This window comes from Streptomyces inhibens, assembly GCF_022221585.1.
GTDB lineage: Bacteria > Actinomycetota > Actinomycetes > Streptomycetales > Streptomycetaceae > Streptomyces > Streptomyces inhibens.
Window position 1 is genome coordinate 7,962,085 of sequence record NZ_CP084681.1, and the last position, 20,487, is coordinate 7,982,571.

The 20,487-nt window shown below is 70.3% G+C and carries 16 protein-coding genes and 1 pseudogene; 6 read left to right on the forward strand and 11 right to left on the reverse strand.

The genetic code is table 11. The features are described from left to right. Positions 1 to 12 precede the first annotated feature (12 nt). From pssA to KI385_RS35760, 9 genes are all read right to left on the reverse strand, one after another. A complete protein-coding gene (pssA, locus tag KI385_RS35720) occupies positions 13 to 876 on the reverse strand; it encodes a CDP-diacylglycerol--serine O-phosphatidyltransferase (protein WP_238576182.1) in 864 nt (287 codons plus the stop codon). After that, the gene (locus KI385_RS35725) at positions 863 to 1,510 is read right to left on the reverse strand and encodes a phosphatidylserine decarboxylase (RefSeq protein WP_030079423.1); all 648 of its coding nucleotides are present in this window, start codon (positions 1,508 to 1,510) and stop codon (positions 863 to 865) included. Before KI385_RS35725 ends, pssA begins: the two co-directional genes overlap by 14 nt. Positions 1,511 to 1,680: 170 nt before the next feature. Next, positions 1,681 to 2,886 carry an acyl-CoA dehydrogenase family protein gene (locus KI385_RS35730; protein WP_128502426.1) on the reverse strand — a complete coding sequence of 402 codons (1,206 nt, stop codon included), beginning with the start codon at positions 2,884 to 2,886 and terminating at the stop codon, positions 1,681 to 1,683. Positions 2,887 to 2,888: 2 nt separating this feature from the next. Then, entirely contained in the window at positions 2,889 to 3,413 is a 525-nt protein-coding gene (locus KI385_RS35735) for a MaoC family dehydratase (protein WP_238576183.1), read from the reverse strand. A 5-nt stretch (positions 3,414 to 3,418) separates the two neighbouring features. Next, positions 3,419 to 4,396 (reverse strand): HpcH/HpaI aldolase/citrate lyase family protein, encoded by a 978-nt coding sequence (locus tag KI385_RS35740; protein ID WP_238576184.1) that lies wholly within the window; start codon positions 4,394 to 4,396, stop codon positions 3,419 to 3,421. After that, positions 4,393 to 6,405, reverse strand: coding sequence for a protein meaA (locus tag KI385_RS35745; protein ID WP_238576185.1), 2,013 nt, complete (start codon positions 6,403 to 6,405; stop codon positions 4,393 to 4,395). The genes KI385_RS35740 and KI385_RS35745 overlap by 4 nt, the downstream gene beginning before the upstream one ends. 76 nt (positions 6,406 to 6,481) lie before the next feature. Continuing rightward, positions 6,482 to 7,819: a crotonyl-CoA carboxylase/reductase gene (gene ccrA, locus KI385_RS35750; RefSeq protein WP_238576186.1), complete on the reverse strand. Its 1,338-nt coding sequence runs from the start codon at positions 7,817 to 7,819 to the stop codon at positions 6,482 to 6,484. A 603-nt stretch (positions 7,820 to 8,422) separates the two neighbouring features. Continuing rightward, positions 8,423 to 9,226 carry a TetR family transcriptional regulator gene (locus KI385_RS35755; RefSeq protein ID WP_238576187.1) on the reverse strand — a complete coding sequence of 268 codons (804 nt, stop codon included), beginning with the start codon at positions 9,224 to 9,226 and terminating at the stop codon, positions 8,423 to 8,425. A gap of 136 nt (positions 9,227 to 9,362) precedes the next feature. Then, the gene (locus KI385_RS35760; RefSeq protein WP_238576188.1) at positions 9,363 to 11,183 is read right to left on the reverse strand and encodes a 3-hydroxyacyl-CoA dehydrogenase family protein; all 1,821 of its coding nucleotides are present in this window, start codon (positions 11,181 to 11,183) and stop codon (positions 9,363 to 9,365) included. 396 nt (positions 11,184 to 11,579) lie between these two features. On the opposite strand from KI385_RS35760, the gene KI385_RS35765 reads away from it, so the two are divergent. Next, positions 11,580 to 12,320, forward strand: a complete 741-nt coding sequence (locus tag KI385_RS35765) for a HEAT repeat domain-containing protein (protein WP_238576189.1) — start codon at positions 11,580 to 11,582, stop codon at positions 12,318 to 12,320. Positions 12,321 to 12,581: 261 nt separating this feature from the next. Here the strand turns inward: KI385_RS35765 and KI385_RS35770 are convergent, their stop codons facing one another. Beyond that, complete coding sequence (locus KI385_RS35770) at positions 12,582 to 13,109, reverse strand: GNAT family N-acetyltransferase (RefSeq protein WP_238577995.1); 528 nt, start codon at positions 13,107 to 13,109, stop codon at positions 12,582 to 12,584. A gap of 158 nt (positions 13,110 to 13,267) precedes the next feature. Here KI385_RS35770 and KI385_RS35775 point away from each other — a divergent pair, with 158 nt between their 5' ends. Together KI385_RS35775 and KI385_RS35780 are read left to right on the forward strand one after the other, a co-directional pair. Then, positions 13,268 to 14,059, forward strand: a complete 792-nt coding sequence (locus KI385_RS35775) for an SDR family NAD(P)-dependent oxidoreductase (RefSeq protein ID WP_238576190.1) — start codon at positions 13,268 to 13,270, stop codon at positions 14,057 to 14,059. 95 nt (positions 14,060 to 14,154) lie between these two features. Further along, entirely contained in the window at positions 14,155 to 14,514 is a 360-nt protein-coding gene (locus KI385_RS35780; RefSeq protein WP_238576191.1) for a MerR family transcriptional regulator, read from the forward strand. A gap of 30 nt (positions 14,515 to 14,544) precedes the next feature. Here the strand turns inward: KI385_RS35780 and KI385_RS35785 are convergent, their stop codons facing one another. Continuing rightward, on the reverse strand, positions 14,545 to 15,585 hold the full coding sequence (locus KI385_RS35785) for an Rv2578c family radical SAM protein (RefSeq protein WP_238576192.1): 1,041 nt from the start codon (positions 15,583 to 15,585) through the stop codon (positions 14,545 to 14,547). 157 nt (positions 15,586 to 15,742) lie between these two features. On the opposite strand from KI385_RS35785, the gene KI385_RS35790 reads away from it, so the two are divergent. The 3 genes and pseudogenes from KI385_RS35790 to KI385_RS35800 all read left to right on the forward strand — a co-directional run. Further along, positions 15,743 to 16,186, forward strand: coding sequence for an SRPBCC family protein (locus tag KI385_RS35790; protein WP_238576193.1), 444 nt, complete (start codon positions 15,743 to 15,745; stop codon positions 16,184 to 16,186). A gap of 252 nt (positions 16,187 to 16,438) precedes the next feature. Further along, the gene (locus KI385_RS35795) at positions 16,439 to 18,964 is read left to right on the forward strand and encodes an MFS transporter (protein WP_281066936.1); all 2,526 of its coding nucleotides are present in this window, start codon (positions 16,439 to 16,441) and stop codon (positions 18,962 to 18,964) included. Positions 18,965 to 19,103: 139 nt separating this feature from the next. Continuing rightward, a pseudogene (locus tag KI385_RS35800) lies at positions 19,104 to 20,423 on the forward strand (PAS domain-containing protein); the annotation flags it as partial. Positions 20,424 to 20,487 lie beyond the last annotated feature (64 nt).

Below are 20,487 nucleotides of genomic sequence, written 5' to 3' on the forward strand. Positions count from 1 at the left end.
TTCTCGGTCTTGCTAGGGGAGCTGTGCGGCGCGCGACTCGGCGCGCGACTCGCGGCGGTTGTCGCGGAAGGTGTTGACCCTCCGGGCCGTCGCGAACAGCGGGATCATCGCGCCCAGGACCACCTGGAGGGAGCAGCCGGTCTGCAGCAGCAGCTGGCCGCCCGGGGCGTCCAGGGCCCAGGCCGCGAGCATGCCCATGCTGAGCACGATCCAGCTGAGCATCGCCACCGCGAGCCGGCCCCGCGGCTTGGGGTACTCGACCCGGCTCACCATCAGCCAGGCCACTCCGATGATCGCCAGCAGCGTCGGCAGGAACGGCAGCTCCAGCAGCACGATGGCGACGACGGTCAGGGCGCCGAAGGGGCTCGGCATGCCCTGGAAGATGCCGTCACGGATCGTGACGCAGGAGAACCGCGCGAGCCGGAGCACGACCGCCAGCAGCACGACGACCGCGGCCACCAGGGACACCCGCTGGTGCGCGTTCTGGAGGGCGACCATGCCCCAGGTCACGACGAAGTACGCGGGCGCCAGACCGAAGCTGATCAGGTCCGAGAGGTTGTCGAGCTCGGCCCCCATCGCCGAGGCCCGCAGCTTGCGCGCGACCAGCCCGTCGAACAGGTCGAAGACCGATGCGAGCAGCATCAGGATCACGGCCATCGCGGCGCTGTGCCGGGCCATACCGCCGTCCTCGGTGCCCGTCAGATGCGGGATGAGCACGCCGGTGGTGGTGAAGTACACCGCCATGAAGCCACAGATCGCGTTGCCGAGGGTGAGGGTGTCCGCTATTGACAGCCGCGTGGACAGCGGCATGTCGTCCTCGTCCTCATCGGTCTCGGGTGCCCAGCCCGCCTGTGTCTCGGGATCAATCACGGTCAAGGCGAGTCACCCCCGCTGTGGTCGCCTGGCCGACCTCGACCGCCACCTCGACGCCCTCCGGGAGGTAGACGTCGACGCGCGACCCGAAGCGGATCAGCCCGATCCGCTCGCCCTGCTCGACCTTGGTGCCCTCGGGCACGTAGGGGACGATGCGGCGGGCCACCGCGCCGGCGATCTGCACCATCTCGATGTCGCCGAGCTCGGTGTCGAAGTGCCAGACAACCCGCTCGTTGTTCTCGCTCTCCTTGTTGAACGCCGGAACGAATCCGCCGGGGATGTGCTCCACGGACGTCACGGTGCCGGCCAGCGGCGCGCGGTTGACGTGTACGTTCAGCGGGCTCATGAAGATCGCGACGCGGGTACGTCCGTCCTTCCACGGCATGATGCTCTGCACCACGCCGTCGGCCGGAGAGATGACACGACCCTGAGCGATCTCCCGCTCGGGGTCGCGGAAAAACCACAGCATGCCCGCCGCCAGAGCGGTGGTGGGCACGGCAACGGCGGCCCAGCGACCCGACCGGCGGGAGCGGGCGAGGCTGACCGCTGCCGTGGCAACGGTCGGCAGGAGCCACGGCGACGCTCCGCGCGCGAGGCGGACGCGACCGCGTTGTGCAGAGGATTGGCTGTGGGGCATGGATGACCTTCGTAGCGGAGGATGCCGCGTATGGATACGGGGGACGGCGGCTTTCCGGGGATGCTATCGGTTGCGAGCGGCAACTGGCCAAGAGCCAGAGCCAATCCGTGGCCGAAGAACGATGACGGGGTGTGATCTTCGTCTAGACCAAAGTGGTCCAAACGGGACTTTCACCCCTGGATCCGGTACTCCTCGAGTAGCCGTCGCCCAATGATCATTTTCTGGATCTCGGCGGTACCTTCACCGATCAGGAGCATCGGGGCCTCGCGGTAGAGGCGCTCGATCTCGTACTCCTTGGAGAAGCCGTAGCCACCGTGGATACGGAACGCGTCTTCCACTACCTCCTTGCAGTACTCGGAGGCCAGGTACTTCGCCATGCCCGCCTCGAGGTCGTTTCGCTGGCCCGAGTCCTTTTTGCGAGCGGCATTAACCATCATCGCATGGGCCGCTTCGACCTTTGTCGCCATTTCCGCCAATTTGAACTGGATGGCCTGGTGCTGGGCGATCGGCTTGCCGAAGGTGTGTCGCTGCTGTGCGTACGAAACGCCCAGCTCGAAGGCGCGCTGGGCGACACCGCAGCCGCGCGCGGCCACATTCACCCGGCCGACCTCGACGCCGTCCATCATGTGATAGAAGCCACGTCCGGTCTCGCCGCCGAGTACCCGATCGGCCGGGATCCGAAGCCCGTCCATGATCAGTTCGGTGGTGTCGACGCCCTTGTAGCCCATCTTGTCGATCTTGCCCGGGATGGTCAGTCCTGGCCGCACCTCACCGAAGCCGGCCTCCTTCTCCACCAGGAAGGTCGTCATCGACTTGTGCGGAGCGGTGCCCTCCGGGTGGCCCTCGTCCGTACGGCACAGCACCGCGACGAGCGTGGAGGTGCCACCGTTGGTGAGCCACATCTTCTGGCCGTTGAGGACGTAATCGTCACCGTCCCGCACGCCCTTGGAGGAGATGGCCGAAACGTCGGATCCCAGCGCCGGCTCCGACATCGAGAAGGCGCCCCGGATTTCACCGGCCGCCATCTTCGGCAGGAAATAGTCCTTCTGCTCCTGCGTGCCGTGCTGCTTGAGCATGTACGCCACGATGAAGTGGGTGTTGATGATGCCCGAGACGCTCATCCAGCCGCGGGCGATCTCCTCGACGGTCAGCGCGTACGTGAGAAGAGACTCACCCAGGCCGCCGTACTCCTCGGGAATCATCAGGCCGAAGACGCCGAGTTCCTTGAGGCCCTCGACGATCTGTGCCGGGTATTCGTCGCGGTGTTCCAGCTCCGTGGCGACCGGCAGGATCTCCTTGTCCACGAAGTCGCGGACGGTGGAGAGGATTTCCCGCTGAATGTCGGTCAGGCCCTCGGTCTGCGCGAGACGGGTCATGGCTACTTCTCCTTCTTGGCCGGAGGGGCCTGCAGCTCCGGGCGGCCGGGCTGCTCGCCGCCGCGCTCCTTGATGTAGGTGGCCGTGGGGACCATGACCTTGCGCCGGAAGACGCAGACCAGGGTGCCGTCCTGCTTGTAGCCCTTGGTCTCGACGTACACGATGCCGCGGTCCGTCTTCGAGCGGGACGGCGTCTTGTCCAGCACCGTCGTCTCGCCGTAGAGCGTGTCGCCGTGGAAGGTCGGCGCCACATGCTTCAGCGACTCGATTTCCAGATTGGCGATGGCCTTTCCGGAGACATCGGGCACCGACATGCCCAGCAGCAGCGAGTAGATGTAGTTACCGACGACGACATTCTTTCCGAAGTCGGTGGTCTGCTCCGCGTAGTTGCTGTCCATGTGCAGCGGGTGATGATTCATCGTGAGCAGACAGAAGAGGTGGTCGTCGTATTCGGTGACGGTTTTCCCCGGCCAGTGCTTGTAGACATCGCCGACGGTGAACTCTTCGTAGGTACGGCCGAACTGCATCGCGCTTAAGCCTCCGGGGCCTCGAACTTGGATGTACGGGTCATGCCGGCGGCCCGGCCCTTGCCGGCGATGACCAGCGCCATCTTCCGGCTCGCCTCGTCGATCATCTCGTCGCCGAGCATCGCCGAACCCTTCTTGCCGCCGGCCTCCGAGGTGCACCACTCGTAGGCGTCCAGGATCAGCTCGGCGTGGTCGTAGTCCTCCTGGGAGGGGGAGAACACCTCGTTGGCGGCCTCGACCTGACCGGGGTGCAGCACCCACTTGCCGTCGAAGCCGAGGGCGGCGGCGCGGCCGGCGACCTCGCGATAGCCGTCAACATTCTTGATCTGAAGGTACGGACCGTCGATGGCCTGCAGATCGTAGGTGCGGGCCGCCATCAGAATGCGCATCAGAATGTAGTGGTAGGCATCCGCGCCATAGCCGGGCGGCTGCTCGCCGACCACCAGGGACTTCATGTTGATGGACGCCATGAAGTCGGCCGGGCCGAAGATGATGGTCTCCAGGCGCGGTGAGGCGCCGGCGATCTCATCGACGTTCACCAGGCCCTTGGCGTTCTCGATCTGCGCCTCGATGCCGATCCTGCCGACCTCGAAGCCCATGGTCTTCTCGATCTGCGTCAGCAGCAGATCCAGCGCCACGACCTGCTGGGCGTCCTGCACCTTCGGCAGCATGATGCAGTCGAGGTTGGGGCCCGCGCCCTCGACGACCGTGATGACGTCCCGGTACGTCCAGTGGGTCGTCCAGTCGTTGACCCGCACGACCCGGGTCTTGCCGGTCCAGTCGCCGCCGTTCAGCGCGTCGACGATGTTGTGCCGGGCGCCTTCCTTGGCGAGCGGCGCGCAGGCGTCCTCCAGGTCCAGGAAGACCTGGTCGGCCGGGAGGCCCTGGGCCTTCTCCAGAAAGCGCGGGTTGCTGCCGGGGACGGCCAGGCAGGAGCGCCGCGGGCGCAGGCGATTGACAGGCGACGGGTGGGCCTGGCTCATGCAGGGACCTCCAGAGGGTCGAGCTGGTTCGCTTTCCGGATCTCGTCGACGATACGGCCGATGATCTCCGTAATACCGAAGTCCTTGGGGGTGAACACGGCCGCCACTCCGGCCTCCCGGAGCGCGGTCGCATCGGCGGACGGAATGATTCCGCCGACGATGACGGGCATGTCGTCGACGCCGGTGCGGCGCAGCCGGGCCAGTACGTCCGGCACCAGCTCGGCGTGCGAGCCGGACAGGATCGACAGACCCACGCAGTGCACGTCCTCGGCGACCGCCGCCGAGACGATCTGCTCCGGGGTCAGCCGGATGCCCTGGTAGATCACCTCGAAGCCGGCATCCCTGGCCCGTACGGCGATCTGCTCGGCGCCGTTGCTGTGCCCGTCCAGGCCGGGCTTGCCGACCAGCAGCCGCAGCTTGCCGCTGCCGAGCTCGGCCGCGGTCTTGGCGACCTTCTCGCGGACCGCGGCGAGCGGGCTGCCCTCCTCGGCGGCGACCGCCAGCGGAGCGCTGGAGACGCCCGTGGGTGCCCGGAACTCGCCGAAGACATCCCGTAGTGCCCAGGCCCACTCACCGGTCGTCACACCGGCACGCGCGCACTCCAGGGTGGCCGCGAAGAGGTTGCCGTCGCCCGCCGCGGTCTTCTTCAGCACCGACAGCGACTCCTGGGCGCGCCCCTCGTCGCGGTTGTCCCGCCATTCGTGCAGTGCCTGGACGACACGTGCCTCGTTGGCCGGGTCGACGGTCATGATGGCCGTGTCGAGGTCCGCGGTGAGCGGGTTGGGCTCGGTGCCCTCGAAGCAGTTGACGCCGACGATCTTCTCCTCGCCGGCCTCGATCCTGGCCCGCCGCTCGGCGTGCGCGGAGACCAGCTGCGACTTGAGGTAGCCGGACTCCACCGCGGCCATCGCGCCGCCCATCTCCTGGATCCGCTCGATCTCGGCCAGGCAGTCGGTGACCAGCGCGTCCACCTTGGCCTCGATGACATGCGAACCGGCGAAGATGTCCTCGTACTCCAGCAGATCGCTCTCGTGTGCCAGGACCTGCTGGATACGCAGCGACCACTGCTGGTCCCAGGGCCGCGGCAGCCCCAACGCCTCGTTCCAGGCGGGGAGTTGGACGGCACGGGCGCGGGCGTCCTTGGAGAGCGTGACGGCCAGCATCTCCAGCACGATCCGCTGGACGTTGTTCTCCGGCTGCGCCTCGGTCAGACCGAGCGAGTTGACCTGCACGCCGTACCGGAAGCGCCGCTGCTTGGGGTTCTCGATGCCGTAGCGCTCCTGCGTGATCTTGTCCCAGATGCGGCCGAAGGCGCGCATCTTGCACATCTCCTCGATGAACCGGACGCCGGCGTTCACGAAGAACGAGATACGGGCGACGACATCGCCGAACTTCTCCGGCGGCACCTGCCCGGAGTCGCGCACCGCGTCCAGCACCGCGATCGCGGTGGACATGGCGTACGCGATCTCCTGGACCGGTGTGGCCCCGGCCTCTTGCAGGTGGTAGCTGCAGATGTTGATCGGGTTCCACTTGGGGATGTTGGCCACCGTGTACGTGATCATGTCGGTGGTCAGCCGCAGGCTCGGCCCCGGCGGGAAGACATGCGTCCCGCGCGACAGATACTCCTTCACGATGTCGTTCTGCGTCGTCCCCGACAGCTGGGTGATGTCGGCGCCCTGCTCCTCGGCGACCACCTGGTACATCGCGAGCAGCCACATGGCGGTCGCGTTGATGGTCATCGAGGTGTTCATCTGGTCCAGCGGGATGTCCTGGAACAGCCGCCGCATATCACCGAGATGGGACACCGGGACCCCGACCCGGCCGACCTCGCCGCGGGCGAGGACGTGGTCGGGGTCGTAACCGGTCTGCGTCGGGAGGTCGAACGCGACCGACAGGCCGGTCTGCCCCTTGGCGAGGTTGCGCCGGTACAGCTCATTGGACGCCTCGGCGGTGGAGTGCCCGGCGTATGTCCGCATCAGCCACGGACGATCCTTCTGACGCTCTGTCATATCAGGCTCGCATCTTCGTGTTTCAAACGTCTGCAGTGCCTCAGACGTTCCGACTGTGCCTGTGGGCCCGCTCCGCCTACGCGTTACGGAACAGGTTGATGGCGTCGAGGTGCTTGGCGCGCATCTCCTCGTCGCGCACGCCCATGCCCTCCTCGGGCGCCAGCGCCAGCACGCCGACCTTGCCCTGGTGCAGATTGCGGTGCACGTCGTACGCCGCCTGCCCGGTCTCTTCCAGGGTGTAGGTCCGCGACAGGGTCGGGTGGATCTTCCCCTTGGCGATCAGGCGGTTGGCCTCCCACGCCTCGCGGTAGTTGGCGAAGTGCGAGCCGACGATCCGCTTCAGCGACATCCACAGGTAGCGGTTGTCGTACTCATGGTTGTAGCCCGAGGTCGAGGCGCAGGTGACGATGGTGCCGCCCTTGCGGGTCACGTACACGGACGCGCCGAAGGTCTCCCGGCCCGGGTGCTCGAAGACGATGTCCACGTCCTCGCCGCCGGTGAGCTCGCGGATGCGCTTGCCGAAGCGCTTCCACTCCTTGGGGTCCTGGTGGTGCTCGTCCTTCCAGAACCGGTAGTCCTCGGCGTTGCGGTCGATGATCGCCTCGGCGCCCATCTTCCGGCAGATCTCCGCCTTCTGGTCGGAGGAGACCACGCAGATCGGGTTGGCGCCGCCGGCCAGCGCGAACTGGGTGGCGTACGAGCCGAGGCCGCCGCTCGCGCCCCAGATCAGGACGTTGTCGCCCTGCTTCATCCCGGCGCCGTTGCGGGACACCAGCTGGCGGTACGCGGTCGAGTTGACCAGGCCGGGTGCCGCCGCCTCCTCCCAGCTCAGATGCTTGGGCTTGGGCATCAGCTGGTTGGACTTGACCAGCGCGATCTCGGCCAGACCGCCGAAGTTGGTCTCGAAGCCCCAGATGCGCTGCTCGGGGTCGAGCATGGTGTCGTTGTGGCCGTCGGAGGACTCCAGCTCGACGGACAGGCAGTGCGCGACGACCTCGTCGCCGGGGCCCCAGGCGTTGACGCCGGGCCCGGTGCGCAGCACCACGCCGGCCAGGTCGGAGCCGATGACGTGGTACGGCAGGTCGTGGCGCTTGGTGAGCGGGGAGAGCTTGCCGTAGCGCTCCAGGAATCCGAACGTGGACATCGGCTCGAAGATCGAGGTCCACACGGAGTTGTAGTTCACGGAGGAGGCCATCACGGCCACCAGCGCCTCACCGGGCCCGAGCTCGGGCACCGGCACGTCCTCGACGTGCAGCGACTTGCGGGGGTCCTTCTCCTTGGTGGTGAGGCCGGCGAACATCTCGGCCTCGTCCTTGTGCACGGTCACCGCGCGGTAGGACTCGGGTATGGGCAGCGCGGCGAAGTCGTCGCGGGTGCTGTCAGGCGCAAGGATTGCGTCCAGGATTTCGTTCACGGTGTGCCTCCGGCGAAGCGCGTTGAGGGAAACGGCTTGAGGGAACGTCGGGGGTGGTGCGGAGGTGGTGCCGTCGGTTCGGCCGGGGTGGCTCCGTGTCCGCCGCCTCTGCTGTTGTCGCAGAGGCGTCGGACACGGGGCCTGGCAGCGCCGGCTTCGCTTCGCCTTTGCTCGTGACAAGGGCTTTGGAAGCAAAGCGAGCACGGAGCCCAGCCGTAGCTGGGAGGTTGCCTGTGACGCAGGCGTCCGGGCGGGCAGCCACGTATGGCTGGTGGGACAGCCGGCGCGCGTTGGTTCTCTGCGCGCCGGCCGCCCGGACACCTTCAACGTATGACACCGCGTGCCATGCAGCAAGACACTGAGTGCCAAGAATTTCTCTCAGATGTCATCCAGGGGGCACGCATGAGCAACAGATGCCCCGATGGGAGGCCTGGAGGTGACACAAAGAAAATCCCCGTGTACGCAGCGTACGCGGGGATCGGATTAGGCCATCCGTGTCGCGGCCCGGTCGGCGCCGGGGTGCGGCCGGAGCCGGTCCGGCCCGCCCGCATCCGCCATGTCGCCGTGGGCGGTGCGAGCGAGCCGGGTCGGTCGGTCAGCGGTTCACTTCCGGTCTTTGATCGCCTTGCGGATGGTGCGCATGACCTCGTCCAGCGGCGCGTCCGTGCGGGCCACCGCGACCAGCACCTCGCCCTCCCGCGAGACGGCCGCCGGGGGGCGCTCCCCGGTGTCCGTGCGGCCCGCGCCGATGCCGGCGCCGAAGGTCTCCCGGACGATCTCGAAGGCATGGTCGAGCTGGGCCTCGACATCGCCCTCCGCGCCGGCCCGCAGCCAGCGCCGCAGCACGTGGTTGTGCGCGGTGACCACGGCGGACGCGGCGACCTCGGCGAGCAGCGGGTCGTCGTCGCCCTCGCGGTGGGCGCCCTCGTCGAAGTGGCCCAGGAGATAGCGGGTGAACAGCCGCTCGTAGCGGGCCACCGAGGCGATCTCGGCCTCGCGCAGGGTGGGTACCTCGCGGGTCAGCCGGTAGCGGGCCACCGATACGGCGGGGGAGGCCGCATACATCCGCATGACCTCCTTGATGCCGCGGCACACCGTGTCGAGAGGGTTCTCGTGCGGCGGGGCGGCGTCCAGGACGGCCTCGGCGCGGACCAAGGTGTCGTCGTGGTCGGGGAAGATCGCCTCTTCCTTGGAGCGGAAGTGGCGGAAGAAGGTGCGCCGGGCGACGCCCGCCGCGGCCGCGATCTCGTCGACCGTCGTCGCCTCGTAGCCCTTGGTCGCGAACAACTCCATGGCCGCCGCCGACAATTCGCGGCGCATTTTGAGTCGTTGCGCGGCCGCCCGGCGGGTGCCGGGAGTGCTGGTGTCGGGGGCGTCGGACGGCTGCGGGCGAGCGGGCTGGGACATGTGGGGACGGTACTGCATATTTACCCGGCCTGCGGCATGAGGTGCCGCCTCCGCCCTTGTCAGCGGGGGTGGACCGCCGTCGGGTTCCAGCAGTCCACCCCAGCCTCCCCCGGTCGGGCGGGGGCGCCACCACGCGTCAGCGCCGGGCGTACTCACGGAAGCCGCGGCCGGTCTTGCGGCCGAGGCAGCCCGCCGCGACAAGGTGCTCGAGCAGCGGCGACGGGGCAAGCCCGGGGTCGCGGAACTCGGCGTGCAGCACCTTCTCGATGGCCAGCGAGACATCCAGGCCGACCACATCGAGGAGTTCGAACGGGCCCATCGGGTAGCCGCCGCCGAGCTTCATCGCGGCGTCGATGTCGTCCAGGGTCGCGTAGTGCTCCTCGACCATCTTGATCGCGTTGTTCAGGTAAGGGAACAGCAGCGCGTTCACGATGAAACCGGCCCGGTCGCCGCAGTCCACCGGGTGCTTGCGGACCTTGGCGCACACCGCCCGCACCGTGGCGTGCACATCGTCGGCCGTCAGGACCGTACGAACGATCTCCACCAGCTTCATGGCGGGTGCCGGGTTGAAGAAGTGCATGCCGATGACGTCCTGCGGGCGCGAGGTGGCGCGGGCGCAGGCCACGACCGGCAGCGAGGAGGTCGTGGTGGCCAGGACGGCGCCGGGCTTGCAGACCTTGTCCAGTGTCTTGAAGAGCTCCTGCTTGACCGTCAGGTCCTCGGCCACCGCCTCGACCGCCAGGTCCACGTCCGCGAACGCGTCCAGCGACCCGGCCGGGGTGATCGCCGCCAGCGCGGCATCCCGGGCCTCGGCCGTCAGCCGGCCCTTGTCCACGGAGCGCCCCAGCGACTTGGCGATCCTGGCCTTGGCCAGCTCCGCCTTCTCCAGGCTGCGCGCGGCCAGCACGACCTTGTAGCCCGCCTTGGCGAAGACCTCGGCGATCCCGCTCGCCATCGTCCCGGAACCGGCCACGCCGACGCCGGTGACGGTACGGCCGGCGGCGGTTCCGTCGGCGGCCGCCGGGCTCTTCGCGTCCGGCACCACCGTGGCGCTGCCAGGGGCGTCGTACGTGTAGAAGCCGCGGCCCGCCTTGCGGCCGGTCAGCCCCGCCTCGGCCAGCTGGCCCAGGATCGGCGCGGGGGCGTGCAGCCGGTCGTTCGACTCGGCGTACATCGCCTCCAGGACCGTACGGGCGGTGTCCACGCCGATCAGGTCGAGCAGCGCGAGCGGGCCCATGGGCAGGCCGCAGCCGAGCCGCATCGCGGCGTCGATGTCCTCACGGGTCGCGTACTTGGACTCGTACATCGCGGCGGCCTGGTTCAGATAGCCGAACAGCAGGCCGTCGGCGACGAAACCGGGCCGGTCACCGACGGCGATCGGGTCCTTGCCCAGGTCGCGGGCCAGCTCGGTGACGGCCGCGACCGCGGTCGGCGCGGTGAGCACCGAGGAGACCACCTCGACCAGCTTCATGGCCGGCGCGGGGTTGAAGAAGTGCACGCCGAGCACCCGCTCGGGGCGCTGTGAGTCGGCGGCGAGGCGCGTCACGGACAGTGCGTTGGTGCCGGTGGCAAGGATGGTGTCCGGGCGCACCACGGCGTCCAGCTCGGCGAAGACCTGCCGCTTGAGCTCGTAGTCCTCCGGCACCACCTCGATGACGAGATCGGCGTCCGCGGCGGCCTGCAGATCGGTGAAGGTGCGGAAGCGGGCCAGGATGTCCTGCCGCTCCTGCTCGGTGATCCGCTCGCGCCGCATGGCGTGGGCGGTGGCGCCTTCGAGGGTGGCGACGGCATTGCGGGCCGCGGCTTCGTCGGTGTCGATACCGATGACCTCGCGGCCGGCGCGGGTCAGGACCTCGGCGATGCCGGTGCCCATGGTGCCCAGGCCGACGACGGCCACGGTCGAAAGGGACAGAGGGGAGACTTCGGTTGAGAGATCAGGGGTGGACTGAGGGCCCATCGCGAGACTCCTGAGGGTGTTCCCCTGAGGGCAGGGGAGAAGTGACGACTGAGGGGTAACCGCGCGGACGCGAGGAGCAGCGAAGACGCGGCGGCGGAACCCGCGGCGGTGAGCCGCGAGGAGCCGCAGCGCTGCTGGCAGCGCCGGCGGTGGGGAGATGCGGCGGGCCCTGTCCCGGGGCCGTGCCGTGTTCTCCGTACAGGTGTCGTGCTGTGTGGTGCCGAACCGACTTCACTCTGTGGCGGCTGCGTCACCAGGCCGCCCGAGCAGTGGTGCTGCTCGTTCCAGCAGGTTAACCGGTGGGTAACCAGAGCGCCAGGGGTAGCGCGGGTCATTAGGCTGTGGTGCAGACCACGTCGCAGGAACCGGGGCGGCCCGGTGGGAGGGAAGCGGCAAATGGAAGACGAATTCCACGAGTTGACGGACCGGGTGCGGGCCGAACTCCGCTCCCCACAGGATCTGGTCGCTTACGAGCGGTTGCTGGGGCTGGCCCGTAAGAACACCCCGGCCGGGCGCGAGGAACTCGCCCGGATGCTGGTCGCCGTCGAACGCCCCCTGTGGGCCCGGGAGATCGCCGCCTTCATCCTGGGCTGCGCCGGCGACAAGCGGGCCTTCGAGCCCCTCGTGCTGCTGCTGAACTACCGCGACCCGGTGCGCTGCGCCACCGCCGCGCACGCCCTGGGCCGGCTCGGCGACCCGCGCACCGCCCGTGCCGCGGCCGCGCTCGCCACCAACCCGCTGCGCACCGCCTACGCCCTGCACCCGGTCCGGCTGCTCGCCGAACTGCGCGCACCGCAGTCCGTACCTGCGCTGATCGCGACCCTGGAACGGCTGCTGACCCCGCACAACCCCTACTGGCGGGTGGCGCTCGCCTGCGTCGAGGGCCTGGGCGCACTGGGCGACCGGCGGGCCGTCCCCAGCCTCACCGCCGCCGTCGCCCATCCACGGCTGGCGGCCGCCGCGGCTGCGTCACTGGCGCGGCTGGGGGTGCACGAGGACGTTCCTGCGGCGGCCGACCCCGAGACGCCGGACGGGCCGGACGGCGGGGCACACGGCCCCGCGGCCCGCGGAGCCGGCCGGGGCCCCGGCCCGGAGCGGGGCGCGGGGCCGGGCGGGGGCCAGGGGCTGTCCGGCTAGCCGGCCGGGCCAAGGCCGACGGACCAGGGGCGCACCGGCCCGGGGGCGACGGGTCGGGTGGGGCCCACGGGCCGGATGGTCCGGCGGCCCCAGAGACGGTATTCAGCGGTGGTTCTCCAGGAGGCCGCTGATGCGGTCGTGCAGTTCGTCGTCGAAGGCGGCGAGACGGTCGTCCTGGATGTAGAGGTACGCCTCGATGTCGGAGTGGGCGTCGGCCTCGCCCAGGACCTGGATCGACGCGGCCTCCGACGTCGGACACCCCTAGGCCAGAGAGCGCCGGTAGCGCAGTTCCGGGACGCTGCTGCCGCCCACCTCGGACGCCTCCTCGGCACCGTCCGGTACGAAACCGGCCCGCTCGTAGAAGCGCTGGGCGCGGGAGTTACCGCGTACCACCCACAGGTACAGCGTGTGGAAGCCGCTCGCCCGGGCGCGGGCGGTGCCGGCGGACAGCAGGGCGCGTCCGATGCCGGTGCCGATCAGGCCGGGTGCCACGTAGAGGGCGAGCAGTTCGCCCGCGGTCGGGCGGGGCGCGGGCAACTCCCCGGCTGCCGGGGCGATATCGGGGTCGCGGGCCGGGCCGACACACGCCCAGCCGACGACTTCGCCGTCCCGCTCGGCCACCAGGTCCGACACCTCCGGCGACCGGCGCCCGAACCACGACCGCCGCTGCTCGGCATCCGCCGCCACGCTCATCGCGTCCAGATACGCCTGTGGCATCAGCCCGCGGTAGGCCTTCTGCCAGCCGTGGACCCGCACCGCGGAGACCGCTTCGATATCGGCTTCGGTCATCTCCCGTATCCGTACGGGGTGTGACGGCCGCGCGGGGGCGCGCTCAACAGTCCCATCCATGCCGGAGAGGTTAGGCGGCCCGTCAAGAGGGTTTCCCCGGACGGAAGTCCGGGAGCCGCTTGACCTTGCCCCTGGCGTCAGGGTTCGAGACTCCCGGTATGGAACGCACAACGCACACCGGGCCGGTCGAGCCCGGGACGGACAGCAGGGTCGTGATCGTCACCGGCGCCGGGACCGGGATCGGGCGGGCCACCGCCCACGCCTTCGCGGCGGAAGGGGCACGGGTACTGGCGGTGGGCCGCAGACCCGGACCGCTGGCGGAGACGGTGGCGGGGGCCGCCACCGGGGACGGCGAGATCGTGCCGTACGCCGCCGATATCACCGCTGACGGCGTGCCCGAGGACCTCGTACGCCACGTGGTCGAGACGTACGGACGACTGGATGTGCTGGTCAACAACGCCGCGGTGGTGGGCAGCGGGGCGCTGGGCAGCTTCACCAAGGAGGGGATGGCCCCACAGCTGGCGACGAACCTCGTGGCGCCGGTACTGCTGACACAGGAGGCCGTGCCGCACCTGGAGCGGACCGGCGGAGTGGTGGTCAACATCAGCACCTCGGTCGGCCAGCGGGGCTGGCCGGGCAACTCGGTCTACGCCGCGACGAAGACCGGGCTCGAACTCCTCACCCGCAGCTGGGCGGTGGAGCTCGCGCCGCGCGGCGTACGGGTGGTCGCGGTGGCTCCCGGTGCGATCGAGACCCCGATCGCGCTGCACCAGGGCTGGTCCCTGGAGCAGCGGGCGGCCATCCGGAAGTGGCAGATCGAGCACACGCCCATGGGGCGGGTCGGCCGTCCCGAGGAGGTGGCCTGGGCCGTGACCCGGCTCGCCGCGCCGGACGCGTCGTTCGTGACCGGGGTGGTCCTTCCGGTCGACGGGGGAGCGGTCGTCGGATGACGAGGGGGCCGAGGGGCGGCCCGTGCGGGGGCGGGCCGGGCCGCGCCCGCCCACCCCGCCCTGGTAGAACGGTGCACGGACGGGGAGGTGGCCCGGTGCGGATCGGGGAGCTGGCGCAGACCACGGGGGCGTCGCCGCGCGCGCTGCGCAACTACGAACGCGAGGGGCTGATCGTCTCGGAGCGGGCGGCGAACGGCTATCGCGTCTACGACGCCGGCGCGGCCGTACGGGTCGCCAATATCCGCCACCTCCTGGCGGCCGGGCTCACGCTCGCCGATGTCTACTGTTTCAGCGACTGTCTGGACGGCGACATGACCACCGCCCCGCCGTCACCGGAGGGGCTGCGGATCGCCCGTGAGCGGCTCGCCGTCATCGACGAGCGGATCGCCGCCCAGACGGAGGCGCGCAACCGTCTGGCACGGGCCCTGGAGGCGGCTCCGGCCCCCTCGTGCTGATCCGAAGGCCCTGCCCTGACCCTCGCGCGGTCAGAGCAGGGTCAACTGGGTCGGTTCCGCGGAGGTGTCGGGGGCCTCGGCCGGGTCGCTGCCGGGATCCGCGGACGGCGGCGGGATCCGGCGGGCCTCACCGGGCCGGGCCGGCCCGATGCCGTACTCCGCGGCGAGTTCATGGACCTGACGGGTGATCCGGCGCTGGTACCACGTGGGGGCGTAGGCGCCGTCGGCGTACATCGTCTCGTAGCGCCGCACCAGATGCGGGTGGTGGTGGCCCAGCCACGCCATGAACCATTCGCGGGCGCCGGGCCGCAGATGCAGGACGAGTGGGGTGACGGAGCCGGCGCCGGCCTCCGCGACGGCCCGGACCGTGGCCCGCAGCTGCTCCGGAGCGTCCCCGAGGAACGGGATCACCGGGGCCATCAGCACCCCGCACGGGATGCCGTGCGCGGTGAGCGTACGCACCACGTCCAGCCGGCGCTCCGGGGCGGGGGTGCCGGGCTCGACGGTGCGCCACAGCTCGCGGTCCAGGAAGCCGACGGAGACCGAGATGCCGACGTCGGTGACCTCGGCGGCCTGCCGCAGCAGCTCCAGGTCGCGCAGGATCAGCGTGCCCTTGGTGAGGATGGAGAAGGGGTTGGCGTGGTCGCGCAGCGCCGCGATGATGCCGGGCATCAGGCGGTAGCGGCCCTCGGCGCGCTGATAGCAGTCGACGTTCGTGCCCATCGCTATGTGGTCACCGCGCCAGCGGCGCCCGGCCAGCTCGCGGCGCAGCAGGTCGGGGGCGTTGACCTTGACCACGATCTGCGAGTCGAAGCCCTGCCCGGTGTCCAGGTCGAGATAGCTGTGCGTCTTGCGCGCGAAGCAGTACACACAGGCGTGGCTGCAGCCGCGGTAGGGGTTCACGGTCCATTCGAACGGCATGCGCGAGGCGCCCGGGACACGGTTCACGATCGAGCGGGCGCGCACCTCGTGGAAGGTGATCCCGCGGAATTCGGGGGTGTCGATCGTCCGGCTGACGACGTCCGCGCCGAACAGGGCGGATGGGCTTTCGCCCAGATTGTCCCAGCGCATCGGGCCTCCTTCGGATCCTGCCGAGCCCCCCGTTCGCAATAATAGAACACATGTTCCCTTGTGGCTTGGTGGCCCTGAATTTGGGTGCGCCGCCGAGGGGTGGTTGGCTTGGCGGCGCACCGCAGGACCGGCAGCCGACTACTGGAGGAAGACACACATGGGTCAGGTCGAGGCCACCACGCAGCGCGAGATCGCGGCGGACCCGGAGGACGTGTTCGACGCGCTCGCCGACTACACCGGCACGCGCCGGAAGCTGCTGCCCGAGCACTTCAGTGAGTACGAGGTCCGCGAGGGCGGCGACGGCAAGGGCACCCTCGTCCACTGGAAGCTCCAGGCCACGAGCAAGCGGGTGCGCGACTGTCTGCTGGAGGTCGACGAGCCGACCGACGGGCAGCTCGTGGAGAAGGACCGCAACTCCTCCATGGTGACCACCTGGATCGTCACCCCGGCCGGCGAGGGCCGCGCCAATGTCGTCGTCACCACCACCTGGCAGGGCGCCGGCGGTATCGGCGGTTTCTTCGAACGGACCTTCGCGCCCAAGGGGCTCGGCCGGATCTACGACGCCCTCCTCGCCAACCTCGCCAAGGAAGTGGAGAAGTGATCGGTCGTCACTCCGGTCACCCTGAGTAGATTCCGTCACGCTCACCGGTTCGGGTGGTTTCCGGTGGGCCGAAGTGTCGGTCCCGCCGGGGCCCTTCCGTACGGAAAGCCCTGATGGGAGCCCAATGGGCGCCCGGAGCAACGTACTTGACGTCCGCTCCCGCCCCGCACGTACCCATTCGCCGCGCTTGATCGGTGTTGTCGCCCAATGCGAGAACTTGGGCGGCAACAGGCGTGACGAGGGGAGCAGCACGTGGGCGGGACCACCCTGAGCGAGCGGATCGAGTGGACCGATCCGCCCACACCCGGCGCGGCAACGGCTCCGGCCGCCGCACGCAGAACCGGGAACCCCGGCCCCGGCGGTGCGCCGGTGCCCCTCAGCCCCCGCCGCGTCCGCATGGTCTTCCTCGGCCTGATGCTGGCGCTGCTGCTCGCGGCCCTCGACCAGACCATCGTCGCCACCGCGCTCCCGAAGATCGTCGGTGAGCTGCACGGCCTGGGCGCGATGTCCTGGGCGGTGACCTCCTACCTCCTCGCGTCGACCATCGGCCTGCCGCTCTACGGCAAGCTCGGCGACCTTTTCGGCCGCAAGCCCGTCTTCCTCTTCGCGATCCTCGTCTTCACCGCCGGCTCGGCGCTGGCCGGCTGGTCGCGCACCATGGACGAACTGATCATCTTCCGGGCCGTGCAGGGCGTCGGTGGTGGCGGGCTCATGATCGGCGTCCAGGCGATCATCGCCGATGTCGTACCGCCACGGGCCCGCGGCCGCTACATGGGCCTGATCGGCGCCGCCTTCGGCCTCGCCTCCGTGGCCGGCCCGCTGATCGGCGGTTTCTGCACCGACCATGCCTCCTGGCGCTGGTGCTTCTACCTCAACGTCCCGTTCGGTGTGCTGACGCTCCTCGTCATCACCTTCGTCCTCAAGCTGCCCCGGCGCGCCGGCCGCCCCAGGCTGGACGTCGCCGGGGCGCTGCTGCTCGCCGCCTTCTCCACCTGCCTGGTGCTGCTGACCAGTTGGGGCGGCACCGAGTACGCCTGGAACTCGCGGGTCATCCTCGGCCTCGGCGCCGGCGCGCTCGGCACCGCCCTGCTCTTCCTCGCCGTCGAGCACTTCGCCGCCGAACCGCTGATCCCGCTGCGGCTGTTCCGCGACTCGATCTTCAATGTCACCGGCCTCATCGGCGCCGTCGTCGGCATCGCGCTCTTCGGCGCCGCCAGCTATCTGCCGACCTTCCTGCAGATGGTCGACGGCGCCTCGGCCACCGAGTCCGGACTGCTGATGCTGCCCATGATGGGCGGCATCGTCCTCGCCTCCGTCCTCTCCGGCCGGCTCATCAGCCGCACCGGGCACTACAAGATCTTCCCCGTCCTGGGCTGCGCGGTGGCCGCAGGGGGGATGTGGCTGCTGTCGCGGATGCAGCAGGACACCCCGCGCGAGGTCTACAGCCTCTGGATGGGCGTCCTCGGCCTCGGTATCGGCTTCGTCATGCCGGTGCTGGTGCTCGCCGTGCAGAACTCCGTACGCACCTGTGATCTCGGCACCGCGACCAGTGCCAACAACTACTTCCGGCAGATCGGCGGCAGTGTCGGCGCGGCCATCTTCGGCACCCTCTTCGCCGACCGGCTGGCCCGCCAACTCGGCGACCGGCTGCCGAAGTCGACGCAGCTGCCCGACCCGGAGTCGATCACCCCGCAACTGGTGCGCGCGCTGCCCGCCTCGCTGCGCGACAGCTATATCGCCGCGTACGCGCATGCCATGCCGGGGATCTTCTTCTACCTCGTGCCGGTGCTCGTCCTGGGCCTTGTGCTCGCCTTCTTCCTGAAAGAGAAACCCCTGGTGTCCCACGTCTCTCCTGCCCCGCAGGCCACCCCGACCCCGCATGCGTCGTACGGCGACCCGGCCGACACCTCAGCCGTGCCGCAGGCACGCTCCGCCGCGGACCCGCCCGCCACCGACTCCCGTGGCTCCGGCGCCACGTACTCCCGGTCGAACGGCTACGGCGGCACCGCGCACCTCGCGGCCGGCCTGCCCGTGTGCGGCTCCGTACGGCACCACGACGGCTCCATCGTGCCGCGCGCCGCGCTCACCCTCATCGACGTCGCCGGCCGGCAGATCGGCCGCGGCGCCACCGGCGAGGACGGGCGGTACGCGCTCAGCACGCCGGGCTCCGGCTCGTACGTGCTGATCGCGGCCGCCGGCGGACACCAGCCGCAGGCGGTGACCGTCACCGTCGGCGAGCGGCCGGTCGAACTGGATGTGGTGCTCGGCGGCGCGGGGCGCCTCGCGGGCACCGTCACCACCGCCGACGGCACACCCGTACGCGATGCCATGGTCACCCTCACCGATGTCCGTGGCGAGGTCGTCGCGACCACCCGCAGTGGGCGCGAAGGCGGCTATGTCATCGGGGAGTTGGTGGCCGGCGAGTACACCCTCGCCTCCAGCGCCCCGGCGTACCGTCCGGCCGCCCTCCCGGTCACCGTCCAGGCGTCCCGCGAGACCCGCCAGGACATCGAACTCGCCGGCGGCGCGGTGCTGCGCGGCACCGTACGTGCCGGTGGCGGCCGGCCCGTCGAGGACGCCAGGGTCACCCTCCTGGACGCCGCCGGCAATGTCGTCGACACCGCGACCACGGGAGCCGACGGGCTGTTCCGCTTCGTGGATCTGTCGGCCGGTGAATACACCGTGATCGCCGCCGGATACCCGCCGGTGGCCACCGTGCTCCAGGTGGCGGGCGGCGGCCGCACCGAACGCGACCTCCAGTTGGGGCACGAGGACTGACCGCCCGCCACGGTGCGGCGGACGGTGTGCCCGATGGGCGGGCATACGTCCGCTTCGGGCAATGCCGCCCGCCGCACCGCTCCTCGGCCGTACCGTGGAAGCGATGGCGCACGGTCGGTGTACGAAGGAGCAACCGCCCATGGAGCGTGGCTCGTCGCACGGCGCCGACACGAACGGCGCGGCCCCCCGGGTGCCCGCGCCCCGGGATGCGGCGCCCGGACGGATTCCGCTTGCGGTCGTGGTGGTGGACGCGGACGGCCGGATCTCCCACCGGAGCAGCGGTGCCCGCAGGCTCTTCGGCCCCACCCGCGAGGAGGCGGTGGGCGCCCCCGCCGTCGATCTGCTGCCGGTCACCGGCGCGCTCGGCGACAAGGAGTGGGACGAGGGGCCGGACGCCCCCGGGGAGGGCGACGGGGCCGATCTGGAGGCCTCGCTGGACGGCGGCACGCTCTACCCCACCGCCGGGCGGGCCCGCATGGTCGCCGGCTCGGCCCCGGTGGACCTGGTGTGGTGGGCGTACCCCCTGGTCGGCCCCGGCACCGAGCGGATCCTCGTACTCGCCGCGGACGCCGCCCGGTTACCCGGTGAGCGGAGCAAGGGCGGCGGCGGGCGCGAGCGGTTCGCGCCCGCCTTCGCGCTGCACACCGACTTCCCCGGCGCCGAGGAGCTGGCCCGCCGGCTGCCGGAGATCCTGCCGAGCATGAGCCCACAGGAGAGCGCCCGGATCGTCTCCCAGGTGCTGGAGCTGGGCTATCCGGTGCTGGAGATCGGCCGGCACGAGCGCTTCCCGGTGACCCCGGACCGGGGCGTACCGCGCCGCGTCGAGCGGCGGAGCCGGCTGCTGCGGACGGCGAACGCCGTGGCGGACGATCCGCGGGCCGCCGCGGCGGCCGCCGCCGAGCTGGCGTCCGACCTCGAATATGCCGCGGTGCGCGAGCGGCTGGAGTTCCTCAACGAGGTCAGCGGGCGCATCGGCACCTCGCTCGACCTGGCCCGCACGATCCAGGAGGTCAGCGCGGCCGTCGTCCCGCACTTCACCGATGTCGCCGGCACCTATCTGCGCGAACAGGTCCTCGCCGGCGAGGGCTTCCCCGACGGGCCGCCGGACGCCACGACGATGTGGCACCGGGTCGCGGTCGAGCACAACGACGAGCCGGGGCGCTGGGACGATGTCGTCCCGGTCGGCGAGTCGATGCCGTTCCCCGTCCACACACCGTTCTTCCGGTGCATGACCACCGGACAGCCGGTCCTGGTGCCGCGGATCAGCGACGAGATGGGCCACGCCATCGCGGCACAGTTCGAGAAGCGGGACATCAGCCCGCTGATCAACCGCCGGTCGCTGCTGGTCGTCCCGCTCAAGGCGCGCAATGTCGTGCTCGGCTTCATGATCCTGCTGCGGCACCCGGAGCGTACGGAATTCAACGACATGGACCGGGTCACCGGCACCGAACTCGCCGCGCTGCCCCAACTGCTGAGCGCCGGCGCCGAAGACACCTTCGGGCGCGGGCTGCGGGTGGTCAGCC